Genomic DNA, 17,204 nt, shown 5'->3' with positions numbered 1-17,204 from the left:
AGGCAGGCAGCGAAACGTTCAGCAAAGTACTGACTTCAACGGGTAGGGAAAAAATCCTGCTTTGGCGTGAAAAAACGAGCAAAGAGCTCGGATTGTGATTTGATGTTTAATTTGGTGTAGATATTGCGGCGGTGAACTTTTATTGTTTCCGTCGATAGAAAAAGTTTTCCGGCAATTTCTTTGTTAGAGAAACCACTAAGTAATAAGTTGAGTACATCCTTTTCACGCGATGTTATTTGCGTGCCAGGCGGGATGATCGTTTCTGGCTCTAGAGGCGGCTCGCTGCAATCTTTTTCCAGATCAGTCTCAAAATGCATGCGTTGATGCATTAATGCGATGATCCATGGCTTTATAATGTCAAGCGTTGTGATTTGCTCTTGGTCGAAGTGGACGTTGCTGCCAAGGGAAATACATAACGTTCTATCGGTGTCGAGCTGGACGTTGTACTGTACCTCATCGACAGAGATGTATTTCGCGAAATATTGATGATAGTACTCGGTTTTAAGAAAATACTCGGGTGCAATATCCAGCATGTGAAAGAAGCCGCTCTGTGGATTTTCCCGATTGGCGATATAAAATGGATCCAGTAGATAAAGCTCCTTGACATAGCGGTGAGTGAGCGCGTCGACCTCTTCTGTATCGGCTACTTCAGGAAAGCTAACAATCTTTACTTGTTGGTTGTTGAAGATCAATACAACCCAGTTGTCGATCTTTACATATTCATTTAGCAGCCGGATAAGTGAACTCCAGAATTCTGGGCGGTTCAACTGCATGATCAGTTTTCCAACCGATCGGTGCCAAGCCAGGCTATGAAGGTCGAGCGGCATTGTCTACCCCTTTAGGGTTAGGGATCGGTAGGTCAGATGTAAGTATTCGTAGGTATTTACTATTGGGTAATGCCCGGTATATTCACTGTCAGGACTTACGATGGCCATGAGGGCATGTCGTCTTGACAAGGATAGTAGTATGTGTAAATCGCGTTTGCGAACCCTTTTTTCGGCCTCGCTTCTCTGCGTAGGGATAAGCACATCAGTAGGGGCTGTAGAGTCTGGGGTGCATCTGTATAACTGGTTTGGGCTTATCGCGCCGCAGACCCCGAAGGAGTTTGAGCAGGAAACCGGTACCAGCGTCCATATGGATGCGTTCGACAGTGCCGAAATCATGCAGAGCAAGGTAATGGCTGGGCGCACGGGATATGACGTGGTTGTAGCGACCTCCAATGTTCTGCCAAGCCTGATCCAGGCGGGAGTGCTTCAGCCGTTGGATCGTAGTCAACTGAGTAATTTGTCACACCTCGATCCGGATATCCTGTCCCAGCTGGCGGTCAATGATCCGGGTAATCGCTACGCGGTACCCTATTTATGGGGCACCACCGGCATCGGCTATGACGTTGATAAAGTCAAGGCGGCATTGGGTGATAATGCCCCGGTGAATAGCTGGGATTTGATCTTCAAGGAAGAAAACATCAGCAAACTCAAGTCGTGTGGCGTGGCTATGCTCGACTCTCCAAGTGAGATCATTTCGATTGCTTTGCATTACCTCGGGCTTCCGAGCAACAGCCAGAACCCGGATGACTACCAGAAGGCTCAGGCTCTGCTGTTAAAAATCCGCCCCTACGTCCTCTATTTCGACTCATCCAGAATCGACGCCGACCTGGCGGACGGCAATATTTGTGTCGTTGTGGGATGGGCTAATGGTGCCCTTGCTGCGCAGGCCATAAACGAGAAGTCCAACACTGGACGCAAGATCGGTTACAGCCTTCCTCGCGAAGGGGCGTTGGTGTGGTCGGAAAATCTGGTTCTGCTGAAAGATGCTCCCCATTCAAAGGAAGGTCTGGCATTTATTAATTATATGTTGCGCCCAGAAATTATTGCCAAAACCTCAAATCACACGCTATATCCTAATGCTAATAAAGATGCAACTGAGTTTGTCGAGCAGACACTACGAGACAATCCTTGGGTTTATCCAGGTAAGAACACGCTTGCTACACTCGTTCCTCTGGAGCCACTACCCTTGAAGTTAGAGCGAATCCGCACCCGGGTTTGGACCAAAGTGAAGAGTGGTACGTGAAGGGACGGAGAAAAGCCATGAGCCAAGGTCATTGCCAATACTACTTGGAGTCGGACGAATATAAAGCCTACAAGGAGATTGAGGAGCAGATTGGCCACTGCACGCCCGAACAAGCGTGGGCCATGTATTGTGTCTCGGCTGGGGTGGTGCGTGAAAACATTGTCCTGGCGGTGATGGAGCAGATCGCCAGGGGTAACAAGGCACTATTGGTTGAGTTTCCGAACGTGCACCGGCTGAAAAGGGAGATCGGGAACCGAGCTAAAAAGGGCCGCCCATAGGTATTTTCCGAGCTGCTGAAGCGTGTCGGAAAGGGATACTGTTTAGCCGGCGGAGTCTCTTGGACAATCTCTGGAGCTTTTTAAATGGATACCGATGAAAAGCTACGACAGCAGGTGCTTGATGAACTGAAATGGGATTTGGCATTGAAGGCCGAGCAGATTCTGGTTCAAGTGTCCGATGGGATCGTGACGATTTCCGGCAATGTGGCCAGTCATGCCGAGAGGTGGCATGCAGAACAGGCCGTCGCCCATGTCCCCGGGGTCGTGGACCTGATCAACAACGTCGACGTTGTGCTGCCCTCAAGTCATGTTCGCACGGACAGCGATATCGTCGCGGCGGCCGTCGCGGCATTGCAATGGAACACGTCGCTGGCAGACCACCGAGTCAAGGTCAGTGTGTCGGATGGCTGGTTGGTTCTCAGCGGTGAAGTGGATTCGGACCATCAGCGCCAGACGGCGGGTTATTCCGTGCGCTATCTGCAGGGGGTCAGGGGGATCAGCAACGATATCGTCGTCAAGCCTCATGCTTCTTCGGATACGATCAAGAGCGATATCGAAGCAGCCTTCAAACGCCGGGCAATTGTTGATGCCCATGGTATCGATGTGCGCGTGCAGGACGGGGAAGTCATTCTTTCGGGGGCTGTAGGATCGCTCCTCGAGCGTGACATGGCGCGCTCTACCGCATCGGGTACCGCTGGAGTCCTGAAGGTTGTCGACAACCTGGTGGTCTCGGCCGCCAGCCAAAAGCCGGGCACATAAAACCGAGCCAGGTCTCATCATTCGCTGTCGGCGTTGGGGCGATGGACATGCCATTGTTCCTCCAGCCGCTGGCGGTCAAAGCATTCGCTCACTCGCTGCCAAGGCGATGCGGGCCAGTTCGGGAATGGATTTCGCCTCTGTCCTGGCCATGATAGAGGCTCGATGTTTTTCAACAGTCCTTTGACTGATCCCCAGGTCGAAAGCAATATTTTTGCTGGGCTGGCCGGCCAGTACCATCGTCATGATCTGACGTTGGCGTGTGGTGAGACTGGCAATATGCTCGATGGCCGATTTGCGACGAACCTTGGATCCCTCGATTTCTCGGTGAATGGCCAAGGCTTTTGTCAGGCCAGTCAGAATATCCTGGTAACGAAACGGCTTTTCAAGGAAGTCGCAGACGCCAGCTTTCATTGCACTGACGACGGTTGCCACACGGCTGTTGCCGCTGATCATGATAATCGGCAGATCGTCCCCATCGGCTCTTAGTCGGTCCACCAGCGCAAGTCCGCTTGTTCCTGGCAGGTGCGCGTCAACAATCAGGCAGGCCTGTTGTTCGCCAGCGTAGCTGTCGAGAAACCGTTCATGGTTGCGATAGTCCTGGACCGCATAACCATGGGCTTCCAGCACTGCGCGTAGGCTACTGCGCAAAACGTCGTCAGCGTCCACCAAGTACACCATCGGTTGGGGCCCCGGGTTTATGGCGGGCTCGATAGGTGCTTGAGGTTCGCTCCTCAGTGCCGTGTCGATGGTGAAGAGCAGCATGTTCAGGCCGACGGGCTTGCGAAGCAGTGTGCAGTCCGCGGCCAGGATCGATTGGGAAACCTGCCTTCTCGTGTCTACGGTCAGTACGATGGCAGGTGTCGTTCGATTGAATTGATCCCGTATTTTTTGCATGAGCTGGATACCGTCCATGTACGGCTCAAGCGAGTATTCCGTCAAGACCAGATCCGGTTGTATAGCCGAATGGGCTATCCACTCCAACGCCGTGCTGGCACTACTGGCCGTTGCAATTTGATAGCCCTGCGGACCAAGTGCGCGACTGAGTAGTTCGCGTAATCGTTCATCGGGTTCGATGATCAGCAACAGGCGATTGAGCGCCCTGTTCAACCCCGGGAGCCCCTGTTGCTTGGGCGCCGGGGCGCGCGCGGCCAGATGGGTCCGTGCCGGGGATAACGGCACGCTGATGGAGATCAGCGTGCCTTTTCCTGGCTGGGTCGTGACATGTAACTGAAGGTCCAACAGGGCGCCGAGTTCGTGTGCCGAATGCACTCCCTGGTTGCCCGGCGCATCGCGCCGGGGGGCCTCAGGTCCTGGTCTGGACAACAGGCGCAACGCGTCTTCGCGATTGCCCGTCCCGGTATATCTGAGCTCTATGCTCAGCCACTCGGAGTGTCGTCTGCAGCCGAGCAACAGACGTTCACCGTGGGTACTGGAGAGGATGCTGCAAATCAAATTGCTCAACATTTGCCTGAGGCAACCGGGGCGGCTTCTGACCCACAATGAGCAAGGGACGATCCGAGCCTTGATTGGCTGGGTGACGGCCCGCGGCAAGAGGTCTTCGGCCAACGCGTTGAAAACCTCCTGTATCGAGAAGTCGAGCGCATCGTGTTGGCCGACGGTGCCTGCGGTGGGGAGCAAGTTGAGCCCGGAACTGAGTCGACCGAGCAGAATTTCCACGGTTTCACCCAGTTGCTCGAGCAGACCCCGAGTCGATGAAATGGGATCGAATTCAACGCCGCCAACCTGCCCGGCAATAAGCGCAACGGATTGCGCGGGCTGACGAAGCTGTTGATCTATGCAACGCCAACGCTCGGCGCTGGACACGTAGTGGGGCAATGTCTGTTCGCGAATACGGGCAAGCGCGCTGCTCAAGCGCCGTACCTCGGTCGTTTCCGTAAAGACCACCACGATTCCGACGGGCTCATCCTCCAATGGCGGACCTTGTTTGATGGTGCAGTCGAAAGAGCGTCCATCCTTCAGTGTGATGAGTGTTCTTTGTAAGGTTCTGCTGCGTAGACGCTGTTGAACTTCATGCAATAAAGGGAGAGTTGCCTCCCTGCAGCAGATATCGGCCAGGGGGCGGCCCAGGTCGCTGGGCAATATATCGAACAGGGCCATCAGGGCCGGCGTGAAAAATACAATGTCGAGCTGGCTATCGAGGAAAAGCACGGGGGCGGCAATCTGACACAGCACCTCTTGAATGGATTTGCGATTGAGCGTGCGCAAGCAGGTCGCCAACATCCGTTCGTTATACCGCTTGGCCAAGTGACCAGGCAGTTGATCCACTGAGGATGGGACCGCAAGTGTCTTGTCCGGCAATGGCTTTTCCGGGATGGATCGGCGTACTCGCATGATTGACATTCCTGACAGGAGGTGTTCTGGAGGTACCGGTTCGCCGATCCTACGCCGTCGGGAATACGATTTATTGACTTATGCTAAGTAAATTCCGATCCCTGTCTTCCTTGATCTAGAGCGGCGCGTAGTGGCCTTTTCCTTTGCGCTGGAAAATGAGCGAGCGGGGTATGAGTAGATTCCGACTCTAGTCATCAACCGCCAAGGGGGGACATCGTGATGTCGTTCTCGACGTGCGTAGCCGATGGATTCAATCCGTTATGCGTTTGACTCAACCTCCTTGGAAGGCAACCGTTATGGCCTATACGACTATCAATCCTTACAACGGCAAGTTGCTCGCGCAATTCGAGACGCTTACCGATCAGCAGTTGGAGCAAAAGCTGGCCGCTGCGGCGCAGTGTTACCTCAGCTGGAAAAACAAGACCTATGCGCAGCGCGCGTCGATCATTGCCAAGGCCGGCGAACTGATGCATTCGCGATTCGACGAACTGGCCCGCAAGGTCACTCTGGAGATGGGCAAGCGCATCAATGAGGCCCGGGGCGAAGTGAAGTTCAGCGCCGACATCCTGGCGTACTACGCCAAGAACGCCGAGCGCTTCCTGGCTCCGGAAGCACTGCACCCGGACCAGGGCGAGGCGCATATGGAGAGCAGTCCCATTGGTGTGGTTTTTGGTGTCGAACCTTGGAACTTTCCGTTCTATCAGTTGGCTCGCGTAGCGGGGCCGCATCTGATGGCAGGTAACGTATTGGTGATCAAACACGCCGGTTGCGTGCCGCAATGCGCGATTGCCTTTGAGCAACTGCTCCTCGATGCCGGCGCGCCCGTGGGGCTTTACACCAATCTGCTGATCTCCCATGAGCAGTCCAGGCAGGTGGTCGACGACGACCGCATCCGCGGCGTCGCATTGACCGGCAGTGTCGCCGCCGGCCGCAGCCTGGCTGCGTGGGCCGGACAGAATCTGAAGCCATCGTCCATGGAGCTGGGCGGCAGCGACGCGTTCATTGTGCTCGAGGATGCCGACCTGGATCTGGCGATCAAGTGGGCGATCTGGGGGCGGATGTACAACTGCGGGCAGACCTGTTGCGCCGCAAAACGCTTCATTGTCGTGGATAAACTGGCCGACGCGTTCCTGGAGGGGTTTCAGGCGGCGCTCGCGGCGCTGGTCCCCGGCGATCCCATGGACGAGCAGACCACCTTGGGCCCGTTGTCCTCGGAAGGCGCGTTGCTGCAACTGCTTGAGCAAGTGCAGACGGCGATTGCGCACGGTGCCAAGGTTCTGCTGGGCGGCGGGCGGATCGATCGTCCCGGCTCATTCATGGCGCCGACCATTCTCACGGATATCGCCCCCGACAATCCGGCATTCAGGGATGAGTTCTTTGGCCCCGTGGCGTTGTTTTTCCGCGTTGCCGACGAAGAAGCGGCCATTGCCTTGGCAAACGATTCCGACTTCGGCCTCGGTGGTTCGGTGTTTACGCGTGACCTGGCCAGGGGGCGTCGTGTCGCCAGTCGCATCGAGACCGGCATGATGTTTATCAACAACATCAGTTGGAGCGATGCCGAGCTACCGTTTGGCGGCATCAAGAACTCGGGCTATGGTCGCGAGCTGGGTGATATGGGCATCCAGCAATTCGTCAATAAAAAGCTCGTGCGTTATGTAGTGGCCCAAGCGCCGCTCTGAAGTCCTGGCCCGCAGACATCCTGGCGCCCGCCATGGTCGGGCGCCTTCAACGGAGCGCGCGATGTACGTCAATCTGGCTGTGATGAAAGAAACCCATCCCCACGAACGACGTGTGGCTTTGGTGCCGAGCCTGTGCGCGAAACTGCGTGCGCTCGGCGCCAGGTTGCATATGCAATCGGGGGCTGGCGAAGCGAGCTTTCTACCGGACTCGGTTTATCCGGACGTCCTGTTCCTGCCCAACGGTGGGCAACTGGTACATGAGGCCGATGTGGTCCTGGCGGTGCAGGCGCCATCCCTGGAAGTCATCGGCAAGATGAAGCCAGGCTCGGTGCTCCTGTGCTTTGTCTATGCACAAAAGAATCCGGCGGTGGTACAGCGCTTGTTGGAGCGCCAGGTCACTTGCTTTGCCATGGAGCGCTTGCCGCGCATCACCCGGGCCCAGTCGATGGATGCACTTTCAAGTCAGTCGGCTATGTCGGGGTATTACGCGGTGCAGCTTGGCTCGGTACATATGTCCCGGATACTGCCCAAGATCACCACGGCGGCGGGAATCGTGGGGCCCGCCCGCGTCCTGGTCCTTGGGTTGGGGGTGGCGGGACTGGAGGCCATTGCGACCGCGCATCGGCTCGGAGCCGTTGTCGAGGGCTACGATGTGCGCCCGGAAACCGCGGAGCAGGCGAGGTCCCTTGGCGCCAGTTTCGTCGACGTCGGGGTCGATGCACGAGGCAAGGGCGGGTATGCGCGCGAGTTGAGCGAAGCGGAAAAAGCGCAAGTCGCTCAAGTCTTGACCGAGCATATCCAACAGGCGGACCTCGTCATTACCACCGCGGCGGTACCGGGACGGCCCTCTCCACGATTGGTCAGCGCGGCGCAGCTCGCGGGCATGAAGCCCGGGGCGGTCATTGTCGATCTTGGCGCCGAAGGGGGGGCAATTGCGAAGGCTGCGTGCCCGGACAGACCGTCATGATCGGTGGGGTTACCCTGATGGCGCCGCTGAACCTGCCCTCGTCCTTGAGTCAGGACGCCAGCCTGTTGTACGCGAAAAATCAGTTCAACCTGCTGGCGCTGATGTTGAAGAACAACGTCATCGGCATCGACTGGGACGATCAGATTCTGGCGCAAACAGTACTGACCCATGCCGGCAAGCTCATGCATCCAGCGCCCCCGGGCGACACCGAAGCGGACCACGCAGCCAAGGAGCACAGCACTCATGAATAGTATTGGCTTTGTCGGTCTGTATATTTTCATGCTGGCCGCTTTCGCCGGCTGGGTCATCATTGGCCGGGTCCCGGCCATTTTGCATACCCCGTTAATGTCGGGCTCGAACTTTGTCCATGGCATCGTGGTTGTCGGCGGCCTGATCGGATTGCTCGATGCCGTGACGTTCGCCGAACAAGCCGCAGGCTTTGTCGCGGTCTTGCTGGGCGCGGGGAATGCGGCGGGAGGCTACGCGGTCACCGGTCGGATGCTCGCGATGTTCCAGACCAGCGCGCCTGAGCCCAAGCGGCGCAAAGCTCATCACAGCGTGTCCAGAAAAGCTGAAAAGGCCTGAGGTTTGAGTATGCTGATTATGACTTCGCAATGGCTTATCGGGATGGTGTATCTCGGTGCTGCCTTTTTACTGATCTTCGGGTTATGGCGGATGTCTTCGCCGGTCACGGCCGCGGGCGGCATTCATGTTGCCGGTTGGGGCATGTTGGCGGCGGTGTTGGTGAGTTTTCTCTACGTGTTTTCCGTGAGCGAAGCGGCTCGACCGCAACTGCCGGTCAACGTCAGCCTGGCGCTTGTTGCCCTGCTGCTCGGCGGTGGCATGGCTTGGTGGAGTGGGCGCAAGGCGGCCATGACCGCCATGCCGCAGATGGTCGCGATCTACAACGGCATGGGCGGCGGGGCGGCGGCGGCCATTGCCGCCATGGAGTTGTTCGGGAGTCGGGTGTTCGATCTCTCGACGTTGGCCGGCACCTTGTTTGGCGCCCTGATCGGCGCGATTTCGTTATCGGGCTCCTTGATCGCCTGGGCCAAGTTGGACGGCCGCCTCAACAAGCCATTACGCATGAAAGGGCTGCAACTGATCAACGCCCTGTTGATGCTGGTGACGCTGAGTGTCGGTGCTTGGTTGATGGTCGTCATGCAAGACGCCGGCGGTTCGCTGAGTCATGTCCTCTGGTTGATCGGAGTGTTCTTCGGCTGCGCCTTGCTGTTCGGGGTGTTGATGACGCTGCCTATCGGCGGTGCCGACATGCCGGTGGTCATCTCCATCTACAACGCCTTCACCGGCCTTGCGGTTGGCCTTGAAGGCTTTGTGTTGCAGGTACCGGCGCTGATGATCGCCGGCATGCTGGTCGGTGCCGCTGGCGTGCTGCTGACTCTGCTCATGGCCAAAGCGATGAATCGCACGGTGGTTCATGTGCTCTTTGCGCGTTTTGGTGATCAGCCGACGCGCAAGGGGGCGGTGATCGAGGGCGAGCTCAAGCCGACGGCGGCGAGCGATGCGGGTGTCGCTATGCGTTACGCCAATAAGGTCATCATCGTTCCGGGCTATGGCCTGGCAGTCGCCCAGGGTCAACAAAAGCTCTATGAGTTCGTCAAGTTGTTACAGGCGCACGGCGTGCTGGTGAGGTTCGCCGTGCACCCGGTGGCGGGGCGCATGCCTGGGCAAATGGACGTGTTACTGGCGGAGGCCGGGGTGCCCTACGATCTGATTTTCCAATTGGAAGACATCAATACCGACTTTCCCGACACCGATGTGGTGTTGGTGATCGGTGCCAACGACGTGGTCAACCCCGCCGCGCGCAGCGACAAGTCGTCGCCCATCTACGGCATGCCGATTCTCGATGTTGATAAGGCCCATCATGTGTATGTGGTCAAGCGCGGGGAGGGCAAGGGCTACGCCGGTATCCAGAATCAGCTGTTCTACGGAGAAAACTGCAACATGGTTTACGGCGATGCGCAGGCCGTGTTGGTAAAAATGATCGAGGCGGTCAGAGGCTTGGCTTGAACGATCGGTTGACGCTTGTTTTCGTGTTCGCCTGGCGGTTGTCGGGCGAGCAATTACCACTCTGAAGAAGGGTAGTCCGATGGAAAGTAAAATGTTGGCGGCGGTCGTCGAGGCGTTCGGAAAGCCATTGGTTGTCCGTCAGGTGGACATCCCGGCGGTAGGGCCGGGGATGATCCTGATCAAGGTTGAGGCCTGTGGTGTGTGTCACACCGACTTGCATGCGGCGCGAGGAGATTGGCCACTCAAGCCAGGACTGCCCTTTACGCCCGGACATGAAGGCATCGGCAGAGTGGTGGCGCTGGGCACTGGCGTCACCGCCGTACAAATGGGCGAGCGAGTCGGCGTGCCGTGGCTCTACTCGGCGTGTGGTCATTGTGAATACTGCCTGCAGGCGTGGGAGACCGTCTGCGCGAAAGCCGAGTTTGGTGGCTACACACGCAACGGCGGATTCGCGGAATACATTCTGGCGGACCCGAATTATGTCGCGCATATCCCGGCTGGCCTGGATCCCTGCGAGGCGGCACCGATTATTTGCGCCGGGGTGACGACCTACAAGGGCATCAAGGAAGCCGATGTCCGGCCGGGGCAGTGGATCGTTATTTCCGGCATTGGCGGCTTGGGGCATCTCGCGGTCCAGTACGCCAAGGCCATGGGCCTACGGGTGTGTGCCGTGGACATTGACGACGGCAAGTTGGCCCATGCGACCGCGTTGGGGGCTGACGCCGTCGTGAATGCCAAGGGCAGCGATCCGGTGGCGGCGGTCATTGCCGCGACGGACGGCGGAGCCCATGGTGTGCTGATCACCGCCCCCTCGCTTGGGGCCTTCACACAGGGTGTGGCGATGACCCGAAAACTGGGCACCTGCGTCCTGGTCGGCCTGCCGCCTGGCGACTTTCCCATGGATCTATTCGGTGTGGTCGCCAACTGCATCACCGTGCGTGGTTCTTTCGTGGGCAACCGACAGGACATGGCCGAGGCGCTGGCATTTGCCGCCGAAGGCAAGGTCAAGGCGGATATCGAGCGCCAGCCGCTGTCGGCCATCAATCAAGTCTTCGAGCGATTGGAAAAGGGCGATGTGGCGGCGAGAGTCGTGATCGATTTCAAGCTGAATTGATCTTTCAGTAGGCGGATGCGGCTGAAATCCCGGGCCTGTCCCTCCGAAAGAAAAGCCCCAGCGCTTCGAGTGTCTGGGGTTTTTGTGCGGCTTTGTGGCGCCGGGTGGGTTTGGCGCTTGAGCTTCCGGCTGCGGATAGTCAGCCAGAATGCGGTCAAGGCTTTACAATTGCGTTCCTGCCTCTTTCGGAGCGCTGCCATGCCGCGTTTTCTTCCCCTGCCATTGTTGCTTTTGCCTTGCTTGGCTTCGGCACTTCCCGCCTTGGAAAACACCGAACTCTACAGCAGCACGGTCAACGATTGTCACGATGTCGACCTCGTTGCCTGGCAGCATCCAACCCGTGCAGTGCTGGAGAAAGATGACATCAAGCTGGAGCGGGTGCAGTTATGCAATGGAGGGCACTATCCGATTTTTCATGTGCAATTGCCCTACGACCCACGAGGCCAGACAAAGAGCTACTTTACGCCGCTGTATGAGCAGTTGAGGAAGGCTAACGGCAAATGGCCCTACGCCTTGGTCGTCAGCAGTGATGCGGTGGTGGTGTACGTCAGCTACTCGAAAGACGGCATGATCGCCTTGGATTACGAGAGCTACGCGGTACCGTAGGCAGCTTGTCCAGGAGTCGTTGCTGGAGCTGTCGTTATTTCCATGGCCACAAGCGCAACGCTTATCACTGAAATAGCCCGCAACGTCTGTTTCACGCACTATTGCCCTCCCCATACTGTTGCTTCTGGAGCCCACCAAGGAAGCCAATATGGAACAGTATCGAATGCAGCCGCTCATGCTGGTGCTGGTACATCTCGCGGCATTCGTCCTCGTCAGTCTGGGTTTGGTGAGTCTGGCGGTGATGATGGCCAGGACTGGACGCTTGTTCTTCTAGTTCAACTGTTTGAGATGTCCGCGCTCAACGCGCTGATCAGCGCTTGCGCCTGGGCGTCGCGCTGCGCGGTATAGAGCACGATTTCACGCGAGGGCAGGGGCGGCAGGTCGATCCGCTGTTCCACGTCGACACAGCCGTGCGCAGCCATGCGCTCGACCATGGCGCCTATTCCGATGCCGGCCGCGACGGCCGCGCCAATGGCCAGAATTCCGCTGCCGACAAAGACCTCTTCCCAGGGGCGGTTCTGTGTTTGTAGGGCCGCCATCACCATGCTGCGCATGCCACAGGGCGCCGGTTGTATCGCCAGTGGCAACGGTTCTCCGGGGAGCAGTTCGAAGTCTTGCGCCGCCATCCAGCTGAATCGCGCGGCGCCAATCACCTCGCCGTCCTGGCGCCGGTTGTCGTGCCTCAGGACCAAGGCCACATCCAGCTTGCCCTGCTCGTAGCTCTCCAGCATATCCCGGGACGTGCCCAGGCTGAAGGCGACGATCACCTCCGGGTCGGTGTTCGCCATGCGTCGCAGCCACAGGGTGAGATCGGCCCCGACAATGTGATGGCTGACGCCGACCCGCAGGGTGCGTTTCTGCTTGCCGAAACAGTTCATCGCTTGCTGGTAGTTATCCAGCAAGTGCCGTGCGCTGGCGACGAACATCTGCCCATGAGCCGATAACGTGACTCGTCGCGGCGTGCGTTCCAGCAGCTTGCGCCCGAGGGTTTCTTCCAAGCGCTTTATTTTGAGGCTGATAGCCGCCTGGGTGCCGCCTATAGCATCGGCGGCGCGAGTGAAGCTCTTGAGTTCCGCAACCAGGACAAACGCCTGGATAGCGTCGATATCGGGCATTTTCATGGTGGCGCTCGAGGGCCTATGTCGAAGGTGATGAAGTTACCATGACCCGTGACATGTGTACCGAAGGCGGCTTTCGCGACACCATATTTTGAGAGCGAAAGCCCTGGGTATTGTGCGTGCCCGGGGCTTTTTCATGATTAATTGCGAGGGTTTTTGGAAGGCAAAAAACTGGTTATGAGCGAGTGTTGAGCCAGTACCTTTTATTGCACCGCTCTGGTCAGCCCGGGACCGCTATTTCTTCTATCACAGAGTCCAGCTTGCGCTGTGCCAGTTCGATCAGATGCACGATGCCCATCGCCACCTTGCGGTTGGCGCCCGTGAGGTTGTCGGCATTTTCATAGGCGGTGGCGGCAGCGGAATCGAGGATTGAGCTGGCATTGACCAGGGCGTCTTCGTGGCTTTGAGAGATGGGTGGGTGTTTGAGCGACACAGTGGCGCTGGGCGCTTTTGGTGTGTGACCTTCTGGTCGCATGTAGTGAGCCAGGGCGCGGTCGACGGCTTGTGGGTCGATGGTTTCTATGCCGGATGAAGCAGGTGGATTAGGCGTTACCTTGAACATGATTGTGCATCCCCAATGTTGAATGGAGCTGCCGGCTATCGCTGCTAAACGAATGTGGGTGGCAGCTGTACGCAGGTTAGCAGACCGGAACATTGGGAAACCCGGCGCACCCGAAGGTGCCCTGCGCACAGCCACCATAAAACGGAGGCAAAAAAATGCACCCGACTTGGGTGGCGCTGTGCGCCCAATGTTAAAGATTCCAGGCTGCTAAACCCGATCACTGATTTGGCAGTGACGACTCAAGGCTAGCCAGCGAAATCGGCGGGCGCAACAGGGCGGAAGTTTCTAGGAAATTTCAGGCGAGGGAAAGAGAGATGTCTTGCAGGTCAAGCGAAAGCACCGGAGATAAGGTGTGTGTTTGATGGTGGGGCGTATCCGTCCGGTCATTGCGGTGAAGTGGTCAAATTAAGATTAAGCGATTGACTGGGGGGATGACGGTTGGAGGACAACGACTCAATACCAAAGGAATGGCGGATCACGTTAAGCCAATTCATAAGTTTCCTGGTAAAGGCTGGCCGATCAAGCTCTTGTCCAGTATGCCCCCACGATGGCGAGTGGAATTTCTATATCGACAAATCTCTGGAGATGGGCCTTGAGTCTTGCATGATGATCACCAGGATGGATGAGGTCTCACCAGAGCGTTTGCTTTCTGAGCGAGTGGCGCATCCAACATTCTCGATGGAATGCCCCAACTGCGGCTACATGGCTTACACCAGCGTCAAAAAAGTTGTGGAAGGCTTGTCTCCCATGGAGAAGGAAAATGGGTGATGTCGTTTCTGGTCGATGGGATGACAAGAAGGGGGATGCGAGCAATACTGGTGGTGAGGAACCGCCTGGAGATCATCCCGTGGAAGTACGCGTAGCGGCATTGGAGAAGGTAATCCCTGAGATCAGGGAGCGGCTTGCTCGCGTCGAGACAAAACTCGACAACGTTGAAAGGAACATGGCAACCAAGTTCGATGTGGAGGCGTTGCGCGGCTCAATCTCTACTGACGTTCAAAAAGTCGTCAGTGACTCGACTTGGCGCTTCGTGCAAATTTCGGCCGTTCTCGCGGGGCTTGCCTTCACGGCGGCAAAATTCATTCATCCGTAAATTCTGAGCTCCGCGAGGCCCATCTCCGGGTCTGTCGTTTCTGCCTTCCTGGTCCACCACTTTTCTCCGGGCATAAAAAAACGGCCTACCTTTCGGTAAGCCGTTTTTAGTACTTGGTGGCTACACAGGGACTTGAACCCCGGACCCCAGCATTATGAATGCTATGCTCTAACCAACTGAGCTATGTAGCCAAGTGGCGCGCATTATTCGCCGGTAACGATGTTGTGTCAAGCAAATATCTGAAAATTTTCTCTACGCTATCAAACGCTTAAGGCCCACCGGCGAAAACCGTGGGCCTTGACCTCCTCAACTCAGGCGAAAGCGCCCGGTATTGTCGCTCAGGGCCTTGCTGCCTTCGCTCAGGCTGTCCGCCGCGCGGTTGACCGCGCGCGCGCCTTCCAGCAGCCGTAGCGCCGCCTGGTCGATCTGCTGGATATTGCCGCTGACCTCGTCCGCCGTGCTCGCCTGCTCGTCCACCGCCGTGGCGATCTGTGCCAGGGTGTCGGTGACGGTCTGCACGGCTCCGGCGATTTCCACCAGCCGCTGACCCAGCCCGGTCACCGATTGGGCGTCGGTCTCGGCCTGGAGACAGGCCGCTTCCATCAGGGTCACGGCCTGGCTGACCGTGGAGCGCAGGCTGTCGACGGTGCTGGCGATCTGCGCGGTCGAACTCTGGGTGCGCTGCGACAGGCTGCGCACTTCATCGGCCACTACCGCGAAGCCGCGCCCTTGCTCACCAGCCCGCGCCGCTTCGATGGCGGCGTTCAGGGCCAGCAGGTTGGTCTGCTCGGCCACCCCGCGAATGGTGTCGACCACCAACTGGATCTGCTGCCCCTGTTCGCTGACCCGGCCCAGGGCCGCAGCGGTTTCGTTCAGGCGCTGGTTCAGTTGCTGGATACTGGCGGTGGTGCGCTGGCTGTCGCGGCTGCTCTCCGAGGCAATGCGCTGGGTGTTCTGGGCGCTGTCGGAGGCCTGTTCGCAGCTCTGCGCCACGCCTTGGGAGGTGGCCGCCAGTTGCGTGGCCGCCGCGGCGATCTGGCTGATTTGCGCCTGTTGCGTCTCGACCTCGCTGAGGGCTCCGCTGGAGTGGGTGTTGAGGGTGCGCACCGCCGCGCTCAGTTGCAGGGTCTCATGGTCGACCCCCTGCAGGCTGGTGCGCAGTTGCACCACGGCGACGTTCAGCGCGGTGCTGATGGCCGCGAGCTCGTCACGGCCCTCCACCGGCACCTGCAGGCAGAGGTTGCCGTCGCGCAGGGATTCGGCCAGCAGAGTGATACCGCTGGCGCTCCGGCGGATCGAGGCCTGCAGGCAGACGAACAGGTACAGCGCCGCCAGCAGCAGGCAACCGAAAATCCCCGCCAGCAGGCTGAACTGGCGGATGGCCGCGCCGTGGTAATGGTCCAGGCGGCTGTCGAGGGCGGTGAGGCTGTCCTGGCGCAAGCTGGCGAGTTCGCCGAGCATGTTGTCCAGGGTCTGTTCGAAACCCTCGGTCTTGAGGCTGATACTGCCGGCGAACATCCCGTCGTCGAGGGTCTTGAGGCCGTCATCCAAGTGTTTCAGGCTGGCGTGGTAGCGCTCCGCCCAGTTTTTCAGCTCCGCTGGCAGGCGGCTTTCCAGCAGGTTGCCGGTCTTGGTCAATTGTTCGCGGGCATCGCCGATACGGCTGCGCAGATCCTTCAGTTGCAGGCGACTTTGCAGGCTGAACTGGCCCGACACCACCGACGCCTGGCCGACGCTGGCGAGACGACCAACCCGCTCGATCAGGTCCGGCGCGTGCTGGGTGGCGATTTGCGTGAGCAGGTAGGTTTCCATCCAGGGGGCGAGAATCAGGCGGCTGTCCATGGCGACCTGCTCGCGCAGCGCTTGCAACGCGCTCAAGGCGCTGGTGAAGCGATCATAGCCATCCGGCCACCAGCCGACCTTGCTCAGGCTGGCGGAGTCGAGGCCGGTGAGGGCGGCTTGCAGGACCTGGTAGCGCTGCAGGGTGTCGGCACCGGCTCCTGAGCTTTGCAGGGTCTTGCCCAGCGTCTCGACGGCCTGGTTGATTTCGGGCTGGACTTTGTCCAGCGCCGCCATGGCCGCCAGGGTGGCGGGTGTCGGTTGGCGATTGGTCTCCGTGGCGCGCCAACGGGCGGCACGGTCACGCTGAGCGGCCAGCAGGTTGTCCAGTGAGTCGAGGGCCAGCAGTTGATTGACGCCGGCACGCTCCTCGGAAATCAGTGCCAGCTTGCCGCGATAATCCTGGCCGATCAGGTACAGGCTGCCCATCAGCGGCACGATGAACAACAGGAACAGTACCTGAAACTTACGGGCGAACCCGAAGCGGCCTAGCAGTCGAATCCCCGGTGATAAAAAAGCGTGCATGGTCGACTACTCCTCAGGGCGCATCGCACGATTTTGGTGCAATCGTAGCGGTTGCCGTCATTAGAAACCTCGGGAAGTCCGCCAGTGAGGCGTTGTAGGTCAGCGGTTGTGGCGAAACTTCCCATTCTCACTCCCCTTTGTAAGGGGGCGTGTTGTAAGCCCCAAAAGCAGGCAAGATTCAGACCAATGGCTTTGCGCTATCAGTTATTTC

At 58.2% G+C, this 17,204-nt stretch carries 16 protein-coding genes, 1 tRNA gene and 1 pseudogene; 12 read left to right on the top strand and 6 right to left on the bottom strand.

The window, feature by feature from the left end; translation table 11 throughout:
• Window positions 1-35 precede the first annotated feature (35 nt).
• Entirely contained in the window at window positions 36-827 is a 792-nt protein-coding gene (locus PFEN_RS04195; protein ID WP_191485764.1) for a response regulator transcription factor, read from the bottom strand.
• Between the two features lie 139 nt (window positions 828-966).
• On the opposite strand from PFEN_RS04195, the gene PFEN_RS04190 reads away from it, so the two are divergent.
• From PFEN_RS04190 to PFEN_RS04180, 3 genes are all read left to right on the top strand, one after another.
• Window positions 967-2,070, top strand: a complete 1,104-nt coding sequence (locus PFEN_RS04190) for a polyamine ABC transporter substrate-binding protein (protein WP_191485763.1) — start codon at window positions 967-969, stop codon at window positions 2,068-2,070.
• A gap of 17 nt (window positions 2,071-2,087) precedes the next feature.
• Entirely contained in the window at window positions 2,088-2,348 is a 261-nt protein-coding gene (locus tag PFEN_RS04185; protein ID WP_224770885.1) for a hypothetical protein, read from the top strand.
• 84 nt (window positions 2,349-2,432) lie between these two features.
• Window positions 2,433-3,107: a BON domain-containing protein gene (locus tag PFEN_RS04180; protein ID WP_191485762.1), complete on the top strand. Its 675-nt coding sequence runs from the start codon at window positions 2,433-2,435 to the stop codon at window positions 3,105-3,107.
• A 75-nt stretch (window positions 3,108-3,182) separates the two neighbouring features.
• Here the strand turns inward: PFEN_RS04180 and PFEN_RS04175 are convergent, their stop codons facing one another.
• On the bottom strand, window positions 3,183-5,459 hold the full coding sequence (locus PFEN_RS04175; RefSeq protein WP_191485761.1) for a response regulator: 2,277 nt from the start codon (window positions 5,457-5,459) through the stop codon (window positions 3,183-3,185).
• 296 nt (window positions 5,460-5,755) lie between these two features.
• On the opposite strand from PFEN_RS04175, the gene PFEN_RS04170 reads away from it, so the two are divergent.
• The 7 genes and pseudogenes from PFEN_RS04170 (at window position 5,756) to PFEN_RS30940 (ending at window position 12,130) form a co-directional block, all read left to right on the top strand.
• Window positions 5,756-7,138: an NAD-dependent succinate-semialdehyde dehydrogenase gene (locus PFEN_RS04170; RefSeq protein ID WP_191485760.1), complete on the top strand. Its 1,383-nt coding sequence runs from the start codon at window positions 5,756-5,758 to the stop codon at window positions 7,136-7,138.
• A 61-nt stretch (window positions 7,139-7,199) separates the two neighbouring features.
• Window positions 7,200-8,356: pseudogene (locus tag PFEN_RS04165) on the top strand (NAD(P) transhydrogenase subunit alpha).
• Complete coding sequence (locus tag PFEN_RS04160; protein WP_191485759.1) at window positions 8,349-8,690, top strand: NAD(P) transhydrogenase subunit alpha; 342 nt, start codon at window positions 8,349-8,351, stop codon at window positions 8,688-8,690. Before PFEN_RS04165 ends, PFEN_RS04160 begins: the two are co-directional and overlap by 8 nt.
• 9 nt (window positions 8,691-8,699) lie before the next feature.
• Window positions 8,700-10,136 (top strand): NAD(P)(+) transhydrogenase (Re/Si-specific) subunit beta, encoded by a 1,437-nt coding sequence (locus PFEN_RS04155; RefSeq protein WP_191485758.1) that lies wholly within the window; start codon window positions 8,700-8,702, stop codon window positions 10,134-10,136.
• A gap of 79 nt (window positions 10,137-10,215) precedes the next feature.
• Window positions 10,216-11,250, top strand: a complete 1,035-nt coding sequence (gene adhP / locus PFEN_RS04150; protein ID WP_191485757.1) for an alcohol dehydrogenase AdhP — start codon at window positions 10,216-10,218, stop codon at window positions 11,248-11,250.
• Window positions 11,251-11,448: 198 nt separating this feature from the next.
• Window positions 11,449-11,856 (top strand): hypothetical protein, encoded by a 408-nt coding sequence (locus PFEN_RS04145; protein WP_191485756.1) that lies wholly within the window; start codon window positions 11,449-11,451, stop codon window positions 11,854-11,856.
• A 148-nt stretch (window positions 11,857-12,004) separates the two neighbouring features.
• Entirely contained in the window at window positions 12,005-12,130 is a 126-nt protein-coding gene (locus PFEN_RS30940) for a hypothetical protein (RefSeq protein WP_263596579.1), read from the top strand.
• A 1-nt stretch (window position 12,131) separates the two neighbouring features.
• On the opposite strand, the gene PFEN_RS04140 is transcribed toward PFEN_RS30940, so the two are convergent.
• Complete coding sequence (locus PFEN_RS04140; RefSeq protein WP_224770884.1) at window positions 12,132-12,977, bottom strand: LysR family transcriptional regulator; 846 nt, start codon at window positions 12,975-12,977, stop codon at window positions 12,132-12,134.
• Window positions 12,978-13,194: 217 nt separating this feature from the next.
• Complete coding sequence (locus tag PFEN_RS04135) at window positions 13,195-13,536, bottom strand: DUF6124 family protein (protein WP_191485755.1); 342 nt, start codon at window positions 13,534-13,536, stop codon at window positions 13,195-13,197.
• 603 nt (window positions 13,537-14,139) lie between these two features.
• Here PFEN_RS04135 and PFEN_RS04130 point away from each other — a divergent pair.
• Window positions 14,140-14,304 (top strand): hypothetical protein, encoded by a 165-nt coding sequence (locus PFEN_RS04130; RefSeq protein ID WP_191485754.1) that lies wholly within the window; start codon window positions 14,140-14,142, stop codon window positions 14,302-14,304.
• Window positions 14,297-14,629 carry a hypothetical protein gene (locus PFEN_RS04125; RefSeq protein WP_191485753.1) on the top strand — a complete coding sequence of 111 codons (333 nt, stop codon included), beginning with the start codon at window positions 14,297-14,299 and terminating at the stop codon, window positions 14,627-14,629. The genes PFEN_RS04130 and PFEN_RS04125 overlap by 8 nt, the downstream gene beginning before the upstream one ends.
• Window positions 14,630-14,743: 114 nt before the next feature.
• On the opposite strand, the gene PFEN_RS04120 is transcribed toward PFEN_RS04125, so the two are convergent.
• Both PFEN_RS04120 and PFEN_RS31250 read right to left on the bottom strand, forming a co-directional pair.
• Window positions 14,744-14,820: transfer RNA gene (locus PFEN_RS04120), tRNA-Met, on the bottom strand.
• 115 nt (window positions 14,821-14,935) lie between these two features.
• Window positions 14,936-16,090: a methyl-accepting chemotaxis protein gene (locus PFEN_RS31250; RefSeq protein ID WP_412071384.1), complete on the bottom strand. Its 1,155-nt coding sequence runs from the start codon at window positions 16,088-16,090 to the stop codon at window positions 14,936-14,938.
• Window positions 16,091-17,204 lie beyond the last annotated feature (1,114 nt).

Source organism: Pseudomonas sp. FEN, from assembly GCF_904067045.1.
Classification (GTDB): domain Bacteria; phylum Pseudomonadota; class Gammaproteobacteria; order Pseudomonadales; family Pseudomonadaceae; genus Aquipseudomonas.
This window is presented reverse-complemented; position numbering and strand designations above follow the sequence as displayed.